Source organism: Enterobacter sp. HMSC16D10 (genome assembly GCF_001807145.1).
In the GTDB taxonomy this organism is placed as follows: domain Bacteria; phylum Pseudomonadota; class Gammaproteobacteria; order Enterobacterales; family Enterobacteriaceae; genus Enterobacter; species Enterobacter roggenkampii.
This window is the reverse complement of record NZ_KV787833.1, coordinates 19,623-41,879: the sequence shown is the minus strand read 5'-3', so window position 1 is coordinate 41,879 and position 22,257 is coordinate 19,623. Positions and strand designations below refer to the sequence as shown.

Annotated in this window: 18 protein-coding genes; 9 read left to right on the top strand and 9 right to left on the bottom strand. The window is 57.1% G+C overall.

The annotated features are described in order from the left end of the window. Window positions 1-30: 30 nt before the first annotated feature. Together rsmJ and prlC are read right to left on the bottom strand one after the other, a co-directional pair. Window positions 31-783, bottom strand: a complete 753-nt coding sequence (gene rsmJ, locus HMPREF3143_RS03120) for a 16S rRNA (guanine(1516)-N(2))-methyltransferase RsmJ (protein WP_021242153.1) — start codon at window positions 781-783, stop codon at window positions 31-33. Window positions 784-790: 7 nt separating this feature from the next. Next, complete coding sequence (prlC, locus tag HMPREF3143_RS03115; protein ID WP_039025254.1) at window positions 791-2,833, bottom strand: oligopeptidase A; 2,043 nt, start codon at window positions 2,831-2,833, stop codon at window positions 791-793. Between the two features lie 207 nt (window positions 2,834-3,040). Here prlC and HMPREF3143_RS03110 point away from each other — a divergent pair, with 207 nt between their 5' ends. From HMPREF3143_RS03110 to HMPREF3143_RS03100, 3 genes are all read left to right on the top strand, one after another. Next, a complete protein-coding gene (locus HMPREF3143_RS03110) occupies window positions 3,041-3,883 on the top strand; it encodes a 23S rRNA (adenine(2030)-N(6))-methyltransferase RlmJ (protein WP_070531742.1) in 843 nt (280 codons plus the stop codon). A gap of 71 nt (window positions 3,884-3,954) precedes the next feature. Next, complete coding sequence (gorA, locus tag HMPREF3143_RS03105; RefSeq protein ID WP_046092611.1) at window positions 3,955-5,307, top strand: glutathione-disulfide reductase; 1,353 nt, start codon at window positions 3,955-3,957, stop codon at window positions 5,305-5,307. A gap of 183 nt (window positions 5,308-5,490) precedes the next feature. Next, window positions 5,491-7,140, top strand: coding sequence for an alpha,alpha-trehalase (locus HMPREF3143_RS03100; protein ID WP_008503121.1), 1,650 nt, complete (start codon window positions 5,491-5,493; stop codon window positions 7,138-7,140). A gap of 47 nt (window positions 7,141-7,187) precedes the next feature. On the opposite strand, the gene HMPREF3143_RS03095 is transcribed toward HMPREF3143_RS03100, so the two are convergent. After that, window positions 7,188-8,777, bottom strand: a complete 1,590-nt coding sequence (locus HMPREF3143_RS03095; RefSeq protein ID WP_008503122.1) for an STY4199 family HEPN domain-containing protein — start codon at window positions 8,775-8,777, stop codon at window positions 7,188-7,190. Window positions 8,778-8,924: 147 nt separating this feature from the next. Between HMPREF3143_RS03095 and HMPREF3143_RS03090 the strand changes: the two genes are divergently transcribed. Together HMPREF3143_RS03090 and HMPREF3143_RS03085 are read left to right on the top strand one after the other, a co-directional pair. Beyond that, window positions 8,925-9,464, top strand: a complete 540-nt coding sequence (locus tag HMPREF3143_RS03090; RefSeq protein WP_070531739.1) for a GNAT family N-acetyltransferase — start codon at window positions 8,925-8,927, stop codon at window positions 9,462-9,464. 71 nt (window positions 9,465-9,535) lie between these two features. Then, window positions 9,536-9,874 carry a lysozyme gene (locus tag HMPREF3143_RS03085; protein ID WP_008503124.1) on the top strand — a complete coding sequence of 113 codons (339 nt, stop codon included), beginning with the start codon at window positions 9,536-9,538 and terminating at the stop codon, window positions 9,872-9,874. On the opposite strand, the gene HMPREF3143_RS03080 is transcribed toward HMPREF3143_RS03085, so the two are convergent. Both HMPREF3143_RS03080 and HMPREF3143_RS03075 read right to left on the bottom strand, forming a co-directional pair. Continuing rightward, on the bottom strand, window positions 9,853-10,455 hold the full coding sequence (locus tag HMPREF3143_RS03080) for a response regulator transcription factor (protein ID WP_070531737.1): 603 nt from the start codon (window positions 10,453-10,455) through the stop codon (window positions 9,853-9,855). The genes HMPREF3143_RS03085 and HMPREF3143_RS03080 overlap by 22 nt on opposite strands. A gap of 154 nt (window positions 10,456-10,609) precedes the next feature. Continuing rightward, complete coding sequence (locus tag HMPREF3143_RS03075) at window positions 10,610-11,368, bottom strand: SDR family NAD(P)-dependent oxidoreductase (protein ID WP_063436645.1); 759 nt, start codon at window positions 11,366-11,368, stop codon at window positions 10,610-10,612. A 119-nt stretch (window positions 11,369-11,487) separates the two neighbouring features. On the opposite strand from HMPREF3143_RS03075, the gene HMPREF3143_RS03070 reads away from it, so the two are divergent. From HMPREF3143_RS03070 to HMPREF3143_RS03060, 3 genes are all read left to right on the top strand, one after another. Beyond that, on the top strand, window positions 11,488-12,387 hold the full coding sequence (locus HMPREF3143_RS03070) for a LysR family transcriptional regulator (RefSeq protein WP_070531735.1): 900 nt from the start codon (window positions 11,488-11,490) through the stop codon (window positions 12,385-12,387). A 50-nt stretch (window positions 12,388-12,437) separates the two neighbouring features. Beyond that, entirely contained in the window at window positions 12,438-13,463 is a 1,026-nt protein-coding gene (gene yhjD / locus HMPREF3143_RS03065; protein ID WP_008503128.1) for an inner membrane protein YhjD, read from the top strand. A gap of 260 nt (window positions 13,464-13,723) precedes the next feature. Then, entirely contained in the window at window positions 13,724-15,046 is a 1,323-nt protein-coding gene (locus HMPREF3143_RS03060) for an MFS transporter (protein ID WP_008503129.1), read from the top strand. A gap of 93 nt (window positions 15,047-15,139) precedes the next feature. Here the strand turns inward: HMPREF3143_RS03060 and HMPREF3143_RS03055 are convergent, their stop codons facing one another. After that, window positions 15,140-17,182, bottom strand: a complete 2,043-nt coding sequence (locus HMPREF3143_RS03055) for an AsmA family protein (protein WP_070531728.1) — start codon at window positions 17,180-17,182, stop codon at window positions 15,140-15,142. Between the two features lie 65 nt (window positions 17,183-17,247). After that, on the bottom strand, window positions 17,248-18,021 hold the full coding sequence (gene pdeH, locus HMPREF3143_RS03050) for a cyclic-guanylate-specific phosphodiesterase (protein WP_021242143.1): 774 nt from the start codon (window positions 18,019-18,021) through the stop codon (window positions 17,248-17,250). Between the two features lie 229 nt (window positions 18,022-18,250). On the opposite strand from pdeH, the gene HMPREF3143_RS03045 reads away from it, so the two are divergent. Continuing rightward, on the top strand, window positions 18,251-19,180 hold the full coding sequence (locus HMPREF3143_RS03045) for a 2-dehydro-3-deoxygluconokinase (protein ID WP_049120453.1): 930 nt from the start codon (window positions 18,251-18,253) through the stop codon (window positions 19,178-19,180). A 57-nt stretch (window positions 19,181-19,237) separates the two neighbouring features. Here the strand turns inward: HMPREF3143_RS03045 and HMPREF3143_RS03040 are convergent, their stop codons facing one another. Beyond that, entirely contained in the window at window positions 19,238-20,731 is a 1,494-nt protein-coding gene (locus tag HMPREF3143_RS03040) for a M16 family metallopeptidase (protein ID WP_008503229.1), read from the bottom strand. A gap of 227 nt (window positions 20,732-20,958) precedes the next feature. Further along, window positions 20,959-22,245 carry a dicarboxylate/amino acid:cation symporter gene (locus tag HMPREF3143_RS03035; RefSeq protein WP_021242141.1) on the bottom strand — a complete coding sequence of 429 codons (1,287 nt, stop codon included), beginning with the start codon at window positions 22,243-22,245 and terminating at the stop codon, window positions 20,959-20,961. Window positions 22,246-22,257: the final 12 nt, after the last annotated feature.

Below are 22,257 nucleotides of genomic sequence, written 5' to 3'. Positions count from 1 at the left end.
GGGTAAGGCGAAGCCGCCACCCGGCTTTTTTTATTCCGGTGTCCCCGAATAAATATCAAACCGGTGCCCTTTGGTGGTCACCGCGTTGGTCGTGGCAACGTCCGCCAGGGGCGGCGCATAGTCAGGGCGCTTCACCACCACCCGCTTCGTCGCCAGCTGACGAGCCGGTTCCAGCAGGCCATCCGCATCCAGATCAGGCCCCACCAGAGACTGAAACACCCGCATCTCTTTCTTCACCAGCGCGCTTTTCTGCTTGTGCGGGAACATCGGGTCGAGATAGACGACCTGCGGGCGCGGGGTGATATCGGTCAGCGCCGTCAGGCTCGAGGCATGAATCAGCTGCAAACGCTCCTGCAACCACGGGCCGATTTCCGGATCCGCGTAGCCACGCGTCAGACCATCATCCAGCAACGCGGCCACCACCGGATTACGCTCCAGCATCCGCACATGACAGCCGACAGACGCCAGCACAAACGCATCGCGCCCCAGCCCCGCCGTGGCATCCACCACGTCCGGCAGATAGCTTCCTTTAATCCCAACCGCTTTCGCCACCGCTTCGCCGCGACCGCCGCCGAACTTGCGCCGGTGCGCCATTGCCCCGCCGACAAAATCGACAAAAATCCCGCCGAGCTTCGGTTCGTCGCGCTTACGTAATTCGAGATGTTCTGGTGTCATCACCAGCGCCATCAGGTTATCTTCATCATGTTCCAGCCCCCAGCGGGCGGCCAGAACAGATAAGGCGCCGTCTCCGGCGCCTGTTTCATCCACTAAGCAGATCTTCACGTAACAATCAGCCTTTGATTCCGTAATGCTCAAGCATCGCGTCCAGCTGCGGCTCGCGCCCGCGGAAGCGTTTGAACAGCACCATTGGCTCTTCGGAACCGCCGCGGGTCAGGATGTTATCGAGGAACGACTGGCCGGTTTCGCGGTTAAAAATCCCCTCTTCTTCGAAACGAGAGAAGGCATCCGCCGCCAGCACGTCGGCCCACAGGTAGCTGTAGTACCCCGCCGCATAGCCGCCCGCGAAGATGTGGCTGAACGCGTGCGGGAAACGACCCCAGGTTGGCCCTGGAATAACCGCGACCTGCTTTTTAATCTCGGCCAGGGTTTCAAGGATTTTCGCTCCCTGCTCCGGGCTGAACTCGGCGTGCAGGCGGAAGTCGAACAGGCCGAACTCCAGCTGGCGCAGGATAAACATCGCCGCCTGGTAGTTCTTCGCCGCCAGCATTTTATCCAGCAGTTCTTTCGGCAGCGGTTCACCGGTCTCGTAGTGGCCGGAGATAAACGCCAGCGCGTCCGGCTCCCAGCACCAGTTTTCCATAAACTGGCTTGGCAGCTCGACCGCATCCCACGGTACACCGCTGATGCCTGCCACGCCTGCGGTTTCGATGCGGGTCAGCATATGGTGCAGACCGTGACCGAACTCGTGGAACAGGGTGATCACTTCGTCGTGGGTAAAGAGCGCAGGTTTGCCGTTCACCGGACGGTTGAAGTTACAGGTCAGGTAGGCGACCGGCTTCTGCAGGGAACCGTCTGCTTTACGCATCTGGCCCACGCAGTCGTCCATCCACGCCCCGCCGCGCTTGTTCTCACGCGCGTAGAGATCGAGGTAGAAGCTGCCGCGCAGTTCGTTTTTCTCGTCATACAGCTCGAAGAAGCGCACGTCCGGATGCCAGACGTCGATATCGGTACGCTCTTTGGCAGTGATGCCATAGATGCGCTTCACCACTTCAAACAGGCCGTTAACGGCTTTGTTTTCCGGGAAGTACGGGCGCAGCTGCTCGTCGCTGATGCTGTAGAGGTGCTGCTTCTGTTTTTCGCTGTAGTAAGCAATGTCCCACGGCTGCAGCTCGTCCACGCCGAACTCCGCTTTCGCGAAGGCGCGCAGCTGGGCCAGCTCTTTTTCACCCTGCGGACGGGCGCGTTTCGCCAGATCGGTCAGGAAGTCGAGCACCTGCTGCGGGTTTTCCGCCATTTTGGTGGCGAGAGATTTGTCGGCGTAGTTTTCAAAGCCCAGCAGCTGGGCCAGCTCGTGGCGCAGGGCGAGGATTTCCGCCATCACCGGGCTGTTGTCCCACTTACCGGCATTCGGCCCCTGATCGGAAGCGCGGGTGCTGTAGGCGCGGTACATCTCTTCGCGAAGCGCCTGGTTGTCGCAGTAGGTCATCACCGGCAGATAGCTTGGGATATCCAGGGTTAACAGGTAGCCGTCCTGCTCTTTCGCTTCGGCCTGCGCTTTTGCCGCCGCCAGCGCGCTTTCCGGCATACCCGCCAGCTCTGCTTCGTCGGTAATCAGCTTCGTCCAGCCCATGGTGGCGTCAAGGACGTTGTTGCTGTACTGGTTGCCCAGCTCGGACAGGCGCGCGGCGATTTCACCGTAGCGGGTCTGCTTCTCTTTTGGCAGGCCAATCCCGGACAGCTCAAAATCACGCAGGGCGTTATCGACCGATTTTTTCTGCGCGGTATTCAGCTCGGCGTAGTGATCGCCGTCGCGCAGGTCGCGGTAGGCTTTGTAGAGCCCTTCGTGCTGGCCGACCCAGGTGCTGTACTCAGAGAGCAGCGGCAGGGTTTGCTCGTAGGCTTCACGCAGCTCCGGGCTGTTTTTTACCGAGTTCAGGTGGCTCACCGGGGAGAAGATGCGCCCCAGCACGTCGTCCACTTCGGCCAGCGGCTGACACAGATTTTCCCAGGTGTACGGCCCGCCCTGCGCGACCACGCTTTCTACCGCCGCGCGGCAGTTGTCCAGCGATTGTGTAACCGCTGGAACCACATGCTCGGGGAGGATTTTAGAAAACGGTGGCAACGAAAAAGGCGTCAGTAATGGATTGGTCATAAACGCTGTCCTGTTGAAAGAGGTGAATGAAGCGCGCATCCGGCGCTGTGCATATGCGATCTAGAATGGGGTTAAGTGTAGAGGATTTCAATGCCAGACGTGGCGGAAAAGAGCCCGGTGGCGCTGCGCTTACCGGGCCTGCGGGTAATCTGCGCCGTTCTGCTGTAAACTGTGGCAAATCGTCAATTCAGCGGAATATCATTACCCATGCTCAGTTATCGCCACAGCTTCCACGCAGGCAACCACGCCGACGTCCTTAAACACACCGTTCAGAGCCTGATCATCGAATCGCTCAAAGAGAAAGAAAAGCCGTTTCTCTATCTGGACACGCACGCGGGCGCGGGCCGTTATCAGCTGAGCGGCGAGCATGCCGAGCGTACCGGTGAATATCTGGAAGGGATCGCCCGCATCTGGCAGCAGGACGACCTGCCTGCCGAGCTGGAGCCGTACATCGGCGTGGTGAACCACTTCAACCGCAACGGCCAGCTGCGTTACTACCCGGGATCCCCGCTGATTGCCCGCCAGCTGCTGCGCGAGCAGGACAGCATCCAGCTGACCGAGCTGCACCCGAGCGACTTCCCGCTGCTGCGTTCTGAATTCCAGAAAGACGGCCGCGCCCGCGTGGAAAAAGCCGACGGCTATCAGCAGCTGAAAGCCAAGCTGCCGCCGGTTTCCCGTCGTGGCCTGATACTGATCGACCCGCCGTACGAAATCAAAACCGACTATCAGGCGGTGGTGACGGGTATTCACGAAGGCTACAAACGCTTCGCCACCGGGACATACGCCCTGTGGTATCCGGTGGTGCTGCGCGCGCAAATCAAGCGCATGATCAAAGACCTGGAAGCCACCGGCATCCGCAAAATCCTGCAGATCGAGCTGGCCGTGCGTCCGGACAGTGACCAGCGCGGCATGACCGCCTCGGGCATGATCGTCATTAACCCGCCGTGGAAGCTCGAAGCGCAGATGAACAACGTGCTGCCGTGGCTGCACAAAACGCTGGTGCCAGCCGGTACGGGTCATACCTCCGTCAGTTGGATCGTGCCGGAGTAATCGCAGCCATCGGTGGAAACTATTGATTTCAGGTATACAATCGCGGCAATTCACGATTAAGGACAAAAGCTATGACTAAGCATTATGACTACATCGCCATCGGCGGTGGCAGCGGCGGCATCGCCTCCATCAACCGCGCGGCCATGTACGGCCAGAAGTGTGCGCTGATTGAAGCCAAAGCGCTGGGCGGCACCTGCGTGAACGTGGGTTGTGTACCGAAAAAGGTGATGTGGCATGCGGCGCAAATCCGTGAAGCTATCCATATGTATGGCCCGGACTACGGCTTTGACACCACCATCAACCACTTCGACTGGGACAAACTGATCGCCAGCCGTACCGCCTACATCGACCGTATTCACACCTCGTACGACAACGTGCTGGGCAAAAATAACGTCGACGTTATCCACGGTTTCGCCCGCTTTGTGGACGCGAAAACGATCGAAGTGAACGGTGAGACGATCACCGCCGATCACATCCTGATCGCCACCGGCGGCCGTCCGAGCCACCCGAACATCCCGGGCGTGGAATACGGCATCGACTCCGACGGTTTCTTCGAACTGCCTGCCCTGCCTAAGCGCGTTGCCGTGGTGGGCGCGGGTTACATCGCAGTGGAGCTGGCTGGCGTGATTAACGGTCTGGGCGCTGAGGCGCACCTGTTCGTGCGCAAACACGCGCCGCTGCGCAGCTTCGATCCGCTGATCGTTGATACGCTGGTTGAAGTGATGAACACCGAAGGCCCAACCCTGCATACCAACGCCGTGCCAAAAGCGGTCGTGAAAAATGCAGACGGCAGCCTGACGCTGGAGCTGGAGGATGGACGCAGCCAGACCGTCGATTGCCTGATCTGGGCGATTGGCCGTGAACCGGCGAACGATAACTTCAACCTGGGCGTGACCGGCGTGAAAATCGACGAAAAAGGCTATATCGTCGTCGATAAATTCCAGAACACCAGCGTACCGGGCATTTATGCGGTCGGCGATAACACCGGTGCCGTTGAGCTTACCCCGGTGGCCGTTGCGGCGGGCCGCCGTCTCTCCGAGCGCCTGTTCAATAACAAGCCGGACGAGCATCTGGACTACAGCAACATCCCGACCGTGGTCTTCAGCCACCCGCCAATCGGCACCGTCGGCTTAACCGAGCCGCAGGCGCGCGAGCAGTATGGCGACGACCAGGTGAAAGTGTATAAATCCGCGTTTACCGCGATGTATACCGCCGTTACCTCCCACCGTCAGCCGTGCCGCATGAAGCTGGTCTGCGTCGGCCCGGACGAGAAGATTGTCGGTATCCACGGCATTGGCTTCGGCATGGATGAAATCCTGCAGGGCTTTGCGGTAGCGCTGAAGATGGGCGCGACCAAGAAAGACTTCGACAACACCGTGGCGATCCACCCTACGGCGGCGGAAGAGTTTGTCACCATGCGTTAATGCATAAGCCCCTCTCCGGAGGGGCTTTTTTTATTCACATTCATAAATCGTTGCAAAACGAATGCTCCGAAAAGAGTGATCTACCGCACATATCCCTCCACATCTACCGAAGCGAATGTCTACGCTTATAAGACGCCCGGATAAACCTGTCTTTTGAACACACAACCGGAGGTCCCTATCACCATGTTCAACCAGAAACTACAGGCTACCGAGAACATCGAATTCGAGATTGCAGAAGAGCTGCGCTACGAGACCGATCCCTGCGAGTTGAAACTGGATGAAATGATTGAGGCGGAGCCGGAACCCGAGATGATCGAGGGGCTACCCGCCTCCGATGCACTGACGCCCGCAGACCGCTATCTTGAACTGTTTGAGCACGTGCAGTCCTCGCGCCTGTTCACGGACAGCAAAACCTTTCCCGACTGCGCGCCGAAGATGGATCCGCTGGATATCCTGATCCGCTACCGCAAGGTCAGACGCCACCGGGATTTCGACCTGCGCCAGTTTGTGGAAAACCACTTCTGGCTGCCGGAGACCTACAGTACGGAATATGTCTCCGACCCCGGTCTGTCCCTCAAAGAGCACATTGACAGCCTGTGGCCGGTGCTGACGCGCGAGCCGCAGGATCATATTCCCTGGTCTTCCCTGCTGGCGCTGCCCCAAGCCTATATCGTTCCCGGCGGACGATTCAGCGAGACCTACTACTGGGATTCCTATTTCTCCATGCTGGGGCTGGCGGAGAGCGGTCGTAACGATCTGCTGAAATGTATGGCGGATAACTTCGCCTGGCTGATTGAACGCTACGGGCATATTCCCAACGGCAACCGTACCTATTATCTCAGCCGCTCCCAGCCGCCGGTCTTTGCGCTGATGGTGGAATTGTTTGAGGAGGACGGCGTGCGCGGTGCGAAACGCTATCTGGAACACCTCAAAATGGAGTACGCCTTCTGGATGGACGGCGCGGAGTCGCTCCTGCTTAACCAGGCCTACCGCAGCGCCGTGCGTATGCCGGACGGCTCGTTGCTCAACCGCTACTGGGATGACCGTGATACCCCGCGCGATGAATCGTGGATTGAGGACGTGGAAACTGCCCGCCATTCGGGCCGTCCGCCAAACGAGGTGTATCGCGACCTGCGCGCCGGGGCGGCGTCCGGCTGGGACTATTCGTCCCGCTGGCTGCGCGATCCGTCGCGGCTCGCCAGCATCCGCACGACGCAGTTTATCCCCATCGATCTGAACGCCTTCCTGTACAAGCTGGAAAGCGCCATCGCCAACATCTCGGCGTCGAAAGGGGATAAAGAGACGGCCGACCTGTTCCGCCAGAAAGCCAGCGATCGCCGCGAGGCGGTGAACCGCTATCTGTGGGACGAGGAGAGCGGCTGTTACCGCGACTACGACTGGCGACGCGAAGAGCTGGCGCTGTTTTCTGCCGCCAGCATTGTGCCGCTGTATGTCGGCATGGCGACCCATGAGCAGGCCGAGCGCCTGTCGGATGCGGTCAAGGCGCGACTGCTGACGCCGGGCGGGATTCTGGCGACCGAGTACGAAACCGGCGAGCAGTGGGATAAACCCAACGGCTGGGCGCCGCTGCAGTGGATGGCGATCCAGGGGTTCAAGCAGTATGGCAACGACTCGCTGGGGGATGAAATCGCCTGGAGCTGGCTGCATACGGTGAACCATTTTTATCAGACGCATCATAAGCTGATTGAGAAGTACCACATCGCCAGCAGCACGCCGCGCGAAGGGGGCGGGGGTGAGTATCCGCTGCAGGATGGTTTCGGCTGGACGAACGGCGTGGTGCGGCGGCTGATTGGGTTGTATGGGGAGCCTTGAATAGGGTGCGGTCTGGTGCCCTCTCCCACGGGGAGAGGGAGGAGAAATCAGCGAATCACCTCATAAATGGCGCTCTGAATAGACTGCCATTTTTTGGTGGTGGCATCCGGCTGTGACTTCGCACGGCGTGTGGCCATGTCGAGATCGTGCTGCTGGCGTTTCACCACCGCTGGCACGGTGCAGAAAGCTTTGAGGTACTCTTTACGTACCGAGGTCAGAGACTCGCCGTTCGACATCGCGTGGCTGAGCGTGTTGATGAAGCGCCGACACGGCTTCTCCTCCACCATGTTTTGCCGGTAGCGTAGCATCAGCTCCAGCACGTCGTCATAGCCTGCCGACATCGCCTCTTCGGTCCAGGACAGCTTCCAGTCCATACCGCCCTGCAAAAAGAGCTGGGTCACGCGGGTGTCGTTGCGGTTAATGGCCGAGCGGAAATTATTCTCGTCCCAGGTCACTCCCATGCGCGTGAGCGTTTCGCGCGAGGAAGGCGTCTCACGCATTTCCTGTGGCGGCGCCGCTTCAGCTGCGCTGACGGCCGCAGGCTGCGGTTTACTGCTGGTCACCAGCCAGAAGCCTCCCGCCACGATGGCAATCACCATAACGCCAACCGCCCCCCATAACGCACCGGAAATGAGCTGCTCGCGTTGTTCGGGGGTGCGCGGCGCGCGCTGGGTCGGCTTTTCAATGGTGTCACGGACTTCAAACAGATCCCCACCGGTGACCCGATCCATTTTCTGCGCCTTTTCCCAGAAGGTATGCAGTTCGCTGGCATCTACCGCCATGAATCCCGCCGGATTGACGCGCGTTCTCCCCTCTTCAAACGCGCGTTGAACGGGCCGCGCGATCTGCGCGTAGTAGTTATCCAGCAGCTGGATTTGCGCCGAGCTTAACGTTTTCTGGACGGTGATGTTGTTGCGAATTTGCCGAATGTCATCGAGGAAGGTTTGCAGCGTTTTACGCGGTTCAACCAGCAGCGTCAGCATGGACGGGTCGCTGAACAGCGAAGCGTAATAGCGGCTGAACTCTTTTTTATCCACCAGCATTTGCGCCAGTTCGCTGAACATCATGCCGCTCAGGACATCGTTGATCTCGCCCAACTTCAGCCAGCGCCGTACGCGGTCGGCGTTAAACAAAGTCTTGAGATGGTTATTCAGCCTTACCTGATCGGGCCAGGCCTGCTGGATGAGCCCTTTTATCATGAGCTCTATCGCCCGCACCTGCTTATGCGCCTGCTGCTGCTGAAGTTCGCTGCCCGGAGCCAGCTCCGTGCTGTAGGTCAACAGCGGCTGCTGCAGGCGAAGGTGCTCCAGCGCGGTGACAAAGCGCATCGCCGCAATCAGCTGGTTTTCACTCACATCCTGTCCGCTTTCATACTGCGGCACGCGCTGCTGCAGCAGGCGCAGCTGGAGCGTAAATTCCGACATCTCGGCATCATTCAGGTTGAGTTTTTTCGCCACGGCTCCCCAGCCGCCCAGGGCTAATCGCGCGCTGTCCAGTTGTTCCAGAAACCAGCGTGGATCTTTGCCCTCAGAAGCATGTACATTCAGAAGAAGCAAAATTTCCACCGACGCATGGCGAATGACCGCCAGACAGTGTTCGAACTGTTCGCGAATATGATGTGATGTGCTGAGAGTCATTGTTTTCCTTAAGCGACAACGAAGACATCCGGATTGGCACGTAACGGCCTTTTTTCTTTTTATTTATACGCGGTTAACCATACCTGACTTTCTGTTGAAATAAAGTGACAACCCTAAAATCATTTAAAATGTTTCAGGAGAATCTGAATGCCGGTTTTAATTACCCCTCGCCTGAACTGCTCGCCTTTACGAGAAGAAGACTGGCCCTTTTTTCTGGCGCTACAGCAGCATCCCGACGTCATGCGCTTTGTGGCGGAAGACCGCCCCGTCGCGGCGATCCGCGAGGCGTTTGATTCGCGCCTGACGCCCTGGACGCCAGGGAGCGCGCACTGGCTGTGCCTCGTCGTGCGTGACGCCGCTTCCAGGGCTCCGTTGGGCGTCACCGGGTATATTCATCGGGAGGAGGATTGCGCTGAGGTCGGTTTTCTTTTCGCTCCCGAGGCGCAGGGGAAAGGTTACGGCTTTGAATCCCTGAAAGCGCTTTGCGATTACGCTTTTCATCAGGGCGGTATACGTCGACTTACCGCCACCGTCACCGCCGGGAATATCGCCTCACGACGTCTGCTGGAAAAAGCCCGCTTTTGCCTGGAGGGCGAATTACGCGAGAGCTATTACCTTGCGGGACGTTGGCATAATGACTGGTTATTTGGTTTATTGCGGCAGGAATATCTGAATAACAATCCCTGATCAATAGCCATTTGGCGGATATTTCTCGTACCTCATTTCCTCTACAGTGTCGCCATTAAGAGGAAATGAATATGAAAGAGCATGCGCTGAAAATATCTTCTGCCGCCATCGCGTTAATAAAGAAACATCAGGGTCTTTCTCTGGAAAAATATCGTGACGAAAAAGGATTATGGGTTATCGGCTATGGCCACGTTATCCGCGATCAGGAGCATTTTCACGGCCCTGTCACACCTCTGGAGGCTGAGACTTTGTTGCGCGAAGATATCCGGTTGTGTGAAGCGCTGCTGCGGGAAAATATGACACGTCCATTAACCCAACAGCAGCATGATGCGCTGGTGATGATGATATTCAGTTTCGGAGAGATAACGTCGCTCCCAAACGCGCTTTTTCAGGCCGTCGCCCGGGTATAATACATGGCTGCCTGCGTTCTGTTTTTCACGTCCAGCCGCCGGAAAAGCGCCTCGAGGTGCGCTTTTACCGTGGCCGCACTGATGTTCAGATTGCGGCCAATCTCTTTATTCGACTCCCCCGCCGCCAGCAATTTCAAGACTTCGCGCTGGCGCTCGCTCAAGGATAATAATGCCTGAGGCGACGTTCGCTCTCTGACCCACTCTCCGGGAAAACAGACCATCCCTCTGGATACCGAATCCAGTACGGCGGAAAACCGTTCGGGATTGGCGTTTCGGGGAACAATGGCCATGACGTTTCGCTGCCGCAGCTGCTCAGCACATTTGGCCTCTTTTTTCGCCAAAATCAGAATCACACGTATCGCCGGAAAGCGATGCAGGATCGCTTCCAGCAAAGTGCTCCCTTCGTCCTGAATTAAATTCCCATCAATCATGACGATAGCCGACGGTGAAGCAGAAATCTGAGTCCATAAATCTTCTGCCTGACAGGTCCCAGTTATATTTATTTCCGGAATCAACCTCTGAAGACTGTGTATCGCTCCGTGAATAAAGAGTGACTGCCTGTCAAACATGATTACTCGCATCGTTTTTTCCCCTCTGAGAATAGCGAAGGGGGATTCTACAGAGGCATTATTTAAGAAAAAACTCAACGAATGGATACGTTACAAATCCCCGGTGTTCTTTATATCTGTCAGTATTTAGACACATTTATCTTAAGGATTTACTCAAGCGCATACCTCACAGGAACATACCGCCTGATACTTCAATACGTTGCGCATTCATCCAGCCCAGTTTGTCGCTGAGCAGTGCCGCAATGGCATCGCCGATATCGTCAGGCAGCCCCACCCGCCCCAGCGCCGTCTGGGACGCCAGCATCTGGTTGAGCTCCGCGTTGTCGCGCACGTGTCCGCCGCCAAAGTCGGTTTCTATCGCACCAGGCGCAATGATATTGACGGAGATGCCGCGCGCGCCCAGCTCTTTCGCCTGATAACGCGTCAACACTTCCATTGCTCCTTTCATCGCCGCGTAGGTCGCCGATCCCGGCTGGGTAAAACGGGCCAGCCCGCTGGAGACGTTGAGGATCCGTCCGCCGTCGTTAAGCAGCGGCAGCAGGCGCTGCGTCAGGAAGAAAGGTCCTTTGAAATGAATGTTCAGCGCCTCGTCAAACTGGGCTTCCGTCGTGTCGGTATAAGGCGCATATAAACCCGTCCCGGCATTGTTCAATAAATAGTCAAACGTTTCACGCTGCCAGACGCTCTTAAGGGTCTCCTGAAGCTGTTGGGCAAAATGCTCAAAACTCGTGATATCCCCGACGTTGAGCTGCAATGCCGCCGCGTTGACGCCTTTTTCCTGAATTTCATGCACAACGTCCAGCGCTTCCTGCTGGCTGCGGTTGTAGGTCAGCACAATTCCCGTGCCGTCTGCCGCCAGCTTTAAGGCAGCGTTTTTACCCAAACCACGGCTACCACCCGTCACTAATGCGATACGTTCAGTCATCATAAACCTCGTTTTGGCTGTTATGGAGATTGAGTAAGAGCTTATTAGGTGATAGAAAATCAATAAAGATGAGTTAAAACGCTTCACTGTTTCAGCACAAACAACAATGAGCTACATCTATGGATAAAATTCACGCAATGCAGCTGTTTGTTCGCGTCGCGGAACTGGAGAGTTTTTCCCGCGCGGCAGAAACATTAACGTTGCCGAAAGGCAGCGTGTCACGACAGATTCAGGCCCTCGAAAACCGGCTTGGCACCCAGCTATTGCACCGCACCACCCGCCGCGTCAGCCTGACGCAGGACGGTATGGTCTATTACGAACGGGCAAAAGATCTGCTGGCAAACCTCGATGAGCTGGACGGTATGTTTCTGCACGATCCCTCCAGCATCAGCGGACGGCTCCGCGTGGATATGCCCGTCGCCGTAGCTCGAAATTTAGTCATCCCCAAACTCCCTGCTTTTCTGCAGCATTATCCGGGCATCGAGCTGGAGCTCAGCAGCAGCGATCGTCTGGTGGATGTGATCCGCGAAGGGTTTGACTGCGTGGTACGCGTCGGCACCCTGAAAGATTCAGGGCTTATTGCCCGACCGTTGGGCAAGCTGTCGGTGATTAACTGCGCCAGCCCGGATTATCTGGCGCGTTTTGGCTACCCGGAAACGCTGGACGATTTAGGCTCGCACGCCGTCATTCACTACACCGCTACGCTGGGAACTCGCCCACAGGGCTTTGAGTTTTATAACGGCAGTACGACGCATTGGATAAAAACGGGAGGGGTGTTAACTGTTAACAGCACCGAAACTTACCAGGCTGCCTGCCTCGCCGGGCTGGGCATCATTCAGGTTCCGCGGGTTGGGGTGCGAGATTTACTGCGCGCGAAGAAACTGATTGAAATTCTCCCGCAATACCGGGCCGAACCAATGCCTGTCTCCCTGATTTATCCCCACCGGCGCAACCTCTCCCGCCGGGTACATCTGTTCATGGAGTGGCTGACCGAACTCACAAAAGCTTACGTGGACTAGTCGCAAGCTATAATTCAGTAACATCCAGCCAAACGAAAAGGAAAAGACGCGTGACGCCGGAAAATAACCCGCAACGACCCACCCAACATTTAGAGTATGAACCCATCAAGAAGATGGAGACCGAGCCGGAAGAGACCAGGTCTCCGGGTACCGCCAGCAAAGCGCTGGGGACCGTCACCGGCATTATCGCCAGAATTCAGCAGTTTCCCATGATTGCGCATCTGATACGTGCGACCGAACGCTTTAATGACCGTATGGGTAACCAGTTTGGTGCCGCCATCACCTATTTTTCCTTCCTGTCGATGATCCCGATCCTGATGGTGTCGTTTGCGGCGGCCGGTTTTGTGCTCGCCTCGCACCCGACGCTGTTGCAGGATATCTTTAACAAAATCCTGAATAATGTCAGTGATCCAACCCTTGCCAGCACGCTCAAAAGCACCATCAATACCGCCGTCCAGCAGCGCACCACCGTCGGTATCGTCGGTTTGCTGATTGCCCTTTACTCCGGCGTTAACTGGATGGGCAACCTGCGCGAGGCCATTCGCGCCCAGTCGCGCGATGTCTGGGAGCGTAAGCCGCAGGATCAGGAGAAAATTTGGGTGAAGTATCTCCGCGACTTTGTTTCGCTGATTGGCCTGCTCGTCGCGCTCATCGTGACGCTGTCCATTACCTCCGTGGCGGGCTCGGCGCAGCAGATGATCATCTCCGCGCTCTACCTTGATTATATCGAATGGCTGAAGCCCGCCTGGCGCAGCATTGGGCTGGCCATTTCCATCTTCGCCAACTACCTGCTGTTCTTCTGGATCTTCTGGCGCTTGCCGCGCCATCGCCCGCGCAAGAAGGCGCTGATCAGAGGGACACTGATCGCGGCGATAGGCTTTGAGGTGATTAAAATCGTGATGACCTACACCCTGCCGTCGCTGGTGAAATCCCCTTCCGGCGCGGCGTTCGGCTCGGTGCTGGGGTTAATGGCGTTCTTCTACTTCTTTGCACGTTTAACCCTGTTCTGCGCCGCGTGGATCGCCACTGCCGAGTACAAAGACGACCCGCGAATGCCGGGCAAAACGCACCGTTAACGCCTCTCCCGGGCTGAAATTTCAGCCCGATTCATCATTTCAGCATATAAATCCAGTCCGTAACTTTTATTTAACCGAAAACCAGTTTTATTGACTGATATTTAAAATCTGTGAAGCATTTCATAGACGTGTTTTGGCTGGCCTGAAAATTATCCGCTTTTTGTTGCTTTTATCACCAGGTCGCGGCTTTGTTACAGATTGAAATGTCGCTTTTGCTGTGCGTAATATGGCCTTTCGTTCGACAAAAATAAGAAAATATTATGCAAGCAACCGCCACCACACTCGACTCAGAAACGGAAAACGTTCCGGTAAATTCGCGCAATAAAGTTGTCGTCGCCTCGCTGATTGGCACCGCCATCGAGTTCTTCGACTTTTACATTTACGCCACCGCGGCGGTCATTGTCTTCCCGCACATTTTCTTCCCGCAGGGCGATCCGACGGCGGCCACGCTGCAGTCCCTGGCGACCTTTGCTATCGCGTTTGTTGCGCGTCCGATTGGCTCCGCGCTGTTTGGACACTTTGGCGATCGCATCGGACGCAAAGTCACGCTGGTGGCCTCGCTGCTGACGATGGGGATCTCCACCGTGGCCATCGGCCTGCTGCCGACGTATGAGACCATCGGCATTCTGGCGCCGGTCCTGCTGGCGCTGGCGCGTTTTGGTCAGGGTCTGGGACTGGGTGGTGAATGGGGTGGCGCGGCGCTGCTGGCCACCGAGAACGCCCCGGCGCGCAAGCGCGCGCTGTATGGTTCTTTCCCGCAGCTTGGCGCACCGATTGGCTTCTTCTTCGCCAACGGGACGTTCCTGCTGCTCTCCTGGCTGCTGACGGATGAACAGTTCATGAGCTGGGGCTGGCGTATCCCGTTTGTCTTCTCAGCCGTGCTGGTGCTGATTGGCCTGTACGTGCGTGTTTCTCTGCATGAGACCCCTGTTTTCGCGAAAGTGGCCGCGGCGAACAAGCAGGTGAAAGTGCCGCTGGGCACGCTGCTGACCAAACACGTCCGCGTGACCGTACTGGGCACGTTCATCATGCTGGCCACCTATACGCTGTTCTACATCATGACCGTCTACTCCATGACCTTCAGTACCGCCGCCGCGCCGGTTGGGCTGGGTCTGCCGCGTAACGAAGTGCTGTGGATGCTGATGATGGCGGTGATCGGGTTTGGCGTGATGGTTCCGATTGCGGGCCTGCTCGCGGATAAGTTCGGTCGTCGCGCAAGCATGATCACCATCACCACGCTGATCGTTCTGTTTGCTCTGTTCGTCTTCCCGCCGCTGCTGGGTTCAGGCAGCCCGGCGCTGGTGATGGCCTACCTGCTGATTGGCCTGAGCCTGATGGGGTTGACCTTCGGCCCGATGGGTGCGCTGCTGCCGGAGCTGTTCCCGACGGAAGTGCGTTATACCGGCGCGTCGTTCTCCTACAACGTCTCGTCTATTCTGGGCGCCTCCGTTGCGCCGTATATCGCCACCTGGCTGCAGGCAAACTACGGCCTGTTCTATGTGGGTGTTTATCTGGCGGCCATGGCGGCACTGACGCTGATTGCGCTGCTGCTGACGCACGAGACGAAGCACCAGGCTCTGTAAGCTAATGCCGGGTGGCGGCTACGCCTTACCCGGCCTACGATTCAAATGCAGGCCGGGTAAGCGCAGCGCCACCCGGCAAAAACAGGCCGCACCTTACTTCTTCATCTGTGACAAAATGGTCCGGCACTGATTCGCCTCGCCTTCTGACGGCGAAATCAACGCCAGCAGCGCTGCGGCGGGGGTAACCAGCGTCGCGAGGGCTGCGGCCACCGCGCCACGCGCAATCAGCGGTCCGGGCTTCACGCCCGCCTGCGGATTTTTGAAGGTTCCACGCACGTACAGCGGCGAGCGCAGGGTGATGATACGGATCCCCTTACTTTCCGGATCGATGGTCAAATCCAGCTGTTCGGACGCCATGCTGGCGGTACCGGTCACGTTAATCACCGCATTTTCCGTGTCGAAGGCAAAAATCTGCGGACGCGCCACGCCGTTAACCAGATCCAGATTGGCCGCCGCGCAGTTCACCCGCACCTCATCATCACCGAAGATTTGCCCGATGATGTAGTTCCCGACGTTCAGGCCCAGGATTTCCATCAGGTTGCGGCTCACCAGCCCGTCGTTCATCAGCAGCTTCAGGTTGCCATTACCGCTGCCCAGCAGCGCCGCCACGGAGTTCCCCACGCCGCGAATGTCGGCATCGCCGTTCATCTCGCCGAGGGTTTTCTGCATCAGCTCGACGTTCGGCATCAGCGCTTTCAGCTTAAGCCTGCGCGCCTGAATCTCCGCCCGGCCCTGCATCGGCTTTTTATCGCCTTCCAGGTGAATGTTGGAGGAAATCGTCCCGCCCGCCATGCCAAACTTCAGCGGCTGCAGGCGCAGATCGGCATTTTTCAGGATGATATGCGTCGAGAGATCGCTCAGCGGCAACGTGCTGCCATGCTCAATTTTACGCCCTTTGAAGCGCACATCCGCATCCATCACGTTCCACTTATCGGTTTCAAAGCGATCGTAAGGCAGCACTTTTCCCGCAGGCTGAATGTCCTTTTTCCCCTCTTTTGACTTCGTACCTTTACCGGAATCCACGCCGATCAGCGGGCCGAGATCGGCCAGACGCAGCTGGCGGGACTCAACGTCCCCTTCCAGCTTCGGCCTCGGTTTTCCGGTGGTGTAGGTCAGCGAGCCGTGGATATCGCTGTCGCCGATGCGGCCGTTAAAATCACGGTAGTCAAAAACCGACGCTTTTTCGCTGTCGATTTTGGCGACCAGATGCCCGTCCGTTTCGAACGGCGGGGTATCCGGCAGCAGCACGCCGGTCAGCTCATACAGCTCGCCCAGCGAATCACCGGCAAATTTAAGCTGAAGATCGACGCCGCCCATGTTCATCGGGTCGTTAACCGTTCCCACGAACGCCACGCGGGTGTTACCGGAGCGGAAGTCCGCCTGCACCGGGAACGGCGTGCCTTCGCTCCGGAGCGCCAGCATGCCGCCTATTTTCCCTTTGCCGCTGAGCGGCTGGTCGTTGTAGCGTCCTTTTGCCGTCAGGCCGAAGACATAGTCGCCCACGCTTGCCGTGTCACCTTTGGCTTTCGTCCCCGTGACCTCGCTAAACGGCAGCGGCTTGCCCAGCGGATCGACCAGGATCTCCACGTCGGCCTTGCTGACCTTATCGTCGATGGCGATCCGCCCGCGATCGAAGAGAATATTGTCGAGACGGAATGACCAGGAGGAAGGCTGGGCATTCGGATCCTTTTCGCCATCGCTGGCAAGGTTAAACGTCCAGTTGTTGTTTTTTTCTGAGAGGCGGATCAGGCGCGCGTCGGGCTGCTGAAGTTTGATCCACGGCAGATAGACCGTTTTGGTCAGCAGCGCGAGCGGGGCCAGCGTGGCCTCAACGCGCGGCAGGTGGATCATGGTGACGTCCGGGATATCCGGCGGGTTACCGAGAATGATGTCGTCGGCGTGGACGTGCGGCCAGGGGATCCAGCTTCGCCAGCCGGGCTCCTCTTTCTGACGCTCCCACACGACCCCTAAATCACCGCGTATGGCGAAGGGGCGGTTTAGTTCGGTTGAGACTTTCTGGTTGATGGTCGGCTTAAGACGGTTCCAGTCAAACGTCGCGATAATGATGGCGACGACCACGATCAACAACAAGAAAATCCCTGCTGTCCAGGAGATTACCCTGGTTGTTCTTGTCATTTTTATCCCCTTTCCTGATGACCTGTCCTGTAAAACTATAGTCCAGACAAAGGGAAGCGGGCTTATCAGAGGGTAGTTATCACGCTATCGAGGCGATCCATGGGTACCGGTCGGGAGAGGAAATAGCCTTGCGCCGCCGCGGCAGGCGAGCTTTGCACATCGCGCCACTCTTCCAGCGTTTCCACACCTTCAACAATCACGCCCTGGCAATAGCGGTTCATCAGCTGTAATAACAGCGTAAACAGGTTCCGCCCTTCCGGGGTCTGACGCAGCATAATGAACAGATCGCGGGCCACTTTAATGTAGTCATAACGCACTTCACTCAGAGCCGAAAAGTTCGCCATGCCGGTGCCAAAGTCATCCAGCCACAGCGGGCCGTATTCGCATATGGAGGCAAACGAGGAGTCCTGCGGCAGGCGGACATGCTCCACCAGCTCAAAGCGCACCCACGGCAGGGTGGCGATCAGCGCCTGCAATTTCGCGTTCTGACGCAGCGCCAGCAGAGTGGGGCCATCAACATTCACTGAGGCGAGGATATCGTGCTGTTCGAAAAAGGGCTGCTTCGTTGCAAGCATACGGAGCTGCTCTTCCAGCACGTCAAGACGCTGGCGAACGGCCACTTCGGCAAAATAGCGATCCGGTGCGATGCGCTGGGAAGGGTTTGAGGGATGCGTCACGACGGTCAAAATTTCAATGGCCATCAGTCGACCGTCTGTTCGGTATATCGGCTGATAGGTATACGCACGCTCACATTGCAGCCAGTAGCGATGCTCCTGCAAGTTCTCAATACTTGCCTCAGGCGTGGTGCTCAGCCGCTGGATAACCTGCTCTGACTTCATTTCAGATGTCCTGTTGTTGGGATGGCCTTTCTGGACTCGTCACAGGATTATCGGCGCGACAATTGAGAACTTTATGTTCAATTCACCGGGAAAATGAAATTAAGATGACAGAAATGCGCAGGAACACGCGCTGGCTCAAATAAAATAATGGAACGTTGTTTTAATATAGTTGACCTGTTAATTCACTCAGCGCACACTGCTGATCATTCTTCTGTTCAGGTTCACGATTATGTCTAAAAAAATTGCCGTGATTGGCGAATGCATGATTGAGCTGTCACAAAAAGGCGCGGAAGTGAGCCGCGGATTTGGTGGCGATACGTTAAACACCTCCGTTTATATTGCCCGCCAGGTTGCGCCTGAGGCGCTCACCGTGAACTACGTTACCGCCCTGGGGACGGACAGCTTCAGCCAGCAGATGCTGGAGGCCTGGCAAAGTGAACATATTGATACCTCGCTGATCCAGCGTATGGAAAACCGCCTGCCGGGTTTGTATTACATTGAGACCGACGACACCGGCGAACGCACGTTTTATTACTGGCGTAACGAAGCCGCGGCCAAATTCTGGCTGGAGAGCGAGGATGCCGCGGCCATCTGCGAAGCGCTGTCGACCTTCGACTATCTCTATCTGAGCGGGATCAGCCTGGCGATCCTGAGCCCCACCAGCCGTGAAAAGCTGCTCTCGCTGCTGCGTGAATGCCGTGCCAACGGCGGCAAGGTCATTTTCGATAACAACTACCGCCCGCGCCTGTGGGCCAGCCGTGAAGAGACGCAGCAGGTCTATCAGCAGATGCTGCAATGCACCGACATCGCCTTCCTGACGCTCGATGATGAAGACGCCCTCTGGGGGGAGAAACCGGTAGAGGACGTGATTGCACGCACGCAGGCGGCTGGCGTGAGCGAAGTGGTGATTAAGCGCGGTGCGGAGTCGTGCCTGGTCGCGATTACGGGTGAAGCGGCGATTGAGGTTCCGGCGGTGAAGCTTGCCAAAGAGAAAGTGATTGATACCACGGCGGCGGGTGATTCATTCAGCGCGGGCTATCTGGCAGTACGCCTGACGGGCGGAACGCCGGAAGCGGCGGCACAGCGTGGACATCTGACGGCCAGCACGGTGATTCAGTATCGCGGGGCGATTATTCCGCGTGAGGCGATGCCTGTTTAAGTAGGGTGCGGGCTGATGCCCTAACCCTCTCCCACAGGGAGAGGGTTAGTCTACGCATTACTGCCCTTGCGGGATATCCGTCGCGTCCGGGTGTAAATCATCAGCCGTCGCGGCCTGCGTCGGCTGCGGCGCGGTCGCCATGATGGAATCCCAGGTCTTCTGAAGTTCCTTCATGTCATATTCCGGTTCGCCCTTCGGCTGCAGAAGGATCAACGCCATCTCCTGCGACAGCTGCTGACGGAGATCCTGGTTGAGCATTTCGACGGTCAGACCGTTCAGGAAATCCTGACGAAGCTTCTGGTACTGTTCCGGCGCAATATCCACCACCTGATTCTGCAGGGAACGAATACGCTGGCTGATCAGAATATCGGTATCGGCGCGCGCGTAGGTCGCAAACAGCTTCTGCAGCTCGAGTTTTTTCTGTGCCACAAGCGCGTTGAATTCCTCTTCGGAAAGCCCCTCTTTACGCACTTTTGCCAACTCTTTCGCGACGACACCCAGATTGGCATTCAGCTTATCGCCCGGTGATTCAACGTTAATGGCGCATTGCGCACGCTGGAACAGCACGCGGCAGTCAAAGCCAAGACCGATATTCTTCACGTTATTCTTACTGAGCGTCTGCTGAACGTGCCAGAACAGCGCTTCACGCGCCAGGTCAGCACGCCAGTAGCGCAACAGCGCGGCGGACTCACGGATGGGCTGCCAGGCGTTATCCCACATCACGGAGAGTCGGTCCTGACGCACGGTGTCCGTCATAATGCTGACTGGCTCTGCACGCAGCGGGGAGAGTGTCGGAACAGGGGCAGGCGATTCACGCTTGCCTTTCAGATCGCCAAACGCTTTGTTGATCTGCTCCACCACCGCGCGGCTGTCCACGTTACCCACCACGATCAGCGTCATCGCGTCCGGGGTGTACCACTTCTGGTAGAACGATTTCACCTGTTCGGCGTCCACCGGCTGTTTTAGCGGCTCGGCAGGGTCATGTCCCAGCAACGTCGAGCCTTTCAGGCGGTAACGCCACCAGCCCTCTTTGGTATCACCAGGCCAGGTCGCCACCATGTCGCTGTTGCTCAACGCATAGTTGACGGTGTCCGGCGTAATCGCCAGATTGCCGGAGGCATCGGAGAGATACGTCAGGGCTTCTTTAAGCAGATCGTTGCGGTTATTAGGCAGGCTCAGGTTAAACATGGTGTAGTCATACGAGACCACAGCCGGAGGAAGCGGGCGTTTCGGATCGATGGCCTGTTGCCAGAGCGAACGCACCTGAACCGCTTGCAGGCTGCCGCTCTGCGTGAGCGCCAGCCGGGGAATAAAGTGGCTGAAACCGGTTTGCTGAGTGCTTTCCGTAAGGGAACCGGTATTAACAGACAGACGGATTTCAATACGGTCACTGGGACGTTGCGGCGTGGCTAACACCTGCCACTGAAAACCGTTCGCTAGTGTCCCTTGTTGCCAGGCCGGGTCTGGCTGGAGCGCATCTGCCTGCACATAACTGGCTGCTGCCATCATCAGCAAACCGCCGGTTAAGAGTCGAATTTTTGTGCCCTGCATGTGAACCCCTGATCAACATTCCTGGTTAAAAAAGAGTGCCTCGCGACGCGCTTCACTCTTAAAGATGACGATGAAAACACGTCGATTAGACCGCGCGTTCGGCAAAACGTCACGGTCCGAAGTGAAATATACCCAAAAAAAATCTTGTCGAATTATGACAGGTATGAACAGTTATTATGCGCAGGAGCCCGCATCCCCACAAGGGAATACGGGCATTTGTGACAAGATTAAGAGGATAAGCCAGGATTTTTGCTGTCAGTTGAACGATTATTCAGAGTATCGTCGAGCTTTTTGTGATCCAGCTCTTTCACCCATTTCGCGACCACTACCGTTGCCACGCCGTTACCCACCAGGTTGGTTAACGCACGCGCCTCTGACATAAAGCGGTCAATACCGAGAATCAACGCCAGGCCCGCCACCGGCAGGTGCCCCACTGCAGAGATAGTGGCAGCCAGCACGATAAAGCCGCTGCCCGTTACGCCCGCCGCGCCTTTAGAGGAGAGCAGGAGCACCACCAGCAGGGTGATCTGATGGAAAATATCCATATGGCTGTTGGTCGCCTGTGCGATAAACACCGCCGCCATCGTCAGGTATATCGAGGTGCCGTCCAGGTTGAAGGAGTAGCCCGTCGGGATCACCAGCCCCACCACCGATTTACGACACCCGAGTTTCTCCATCTTATCGAGCATGCGCGGCAGCGCCGATTCTGACGAGGAGGTTCCCAGAACAATCAGCAGCTCTTCACGGATGTAACGGATAAATTTGAAGATGCTGAAACCGGTCGCGCGGGCGATGGAGCCCAGCACCACCACCACGAAAAGAATACAGGTGATATAGAAACAGATAATCAGCTGACCCAACTGGACCAGCGTACCGACGCCATACTTACCGATGGTGAAGGCCATCGCACCGAAGGCACCGATGGGCGCCAGGCGCATGATCATATTGATGATGCCGAAGATGACCTGCGAGAAGCTTTCGATCACGTTAAAGATCAGCTGGCCTTTGCTGCCCAGACGGTGCAGGGCGAAGCCAAACATCACGGCGAACAGCAGCACCTGGAGGATGTTTCCGCTGGCGAACGCGCCAATGACGCTGCCAGGAATGACGTCCAGCAGGAAGGCCACCACGCCCTGATCCTTCGCCTGTTCGGCATAGACCGCAACCGCTTTGGCATCAAGCGTCGAGGGATCGACGTTCATCCCCGCACCTGGCTGCACCACGTTAACGATGACCAGACCAATAATCAGCGCAAGGGTACTGACCACTTCAAAATAGAGAAGCGCCACTGCACCGGTACGGCCAACCGCCTTCATGCTTTCCATGCCAGCGATGCCCGTGACGACCGTACAGAAGATCACCGGAGCGATGACCATTTTGATGAGCTTAACGAACGCGTCGCCAAGCGGTTTCATTTGCGCGCCCAGTTCAGGGTAATAGTGACCCAGCAGAATACCGATGGCGATGGCTGTCAGGACCTGGAAATAAAGACTTTTGAAGAGTGAGGTTTTCATAGGGTGTCCTTG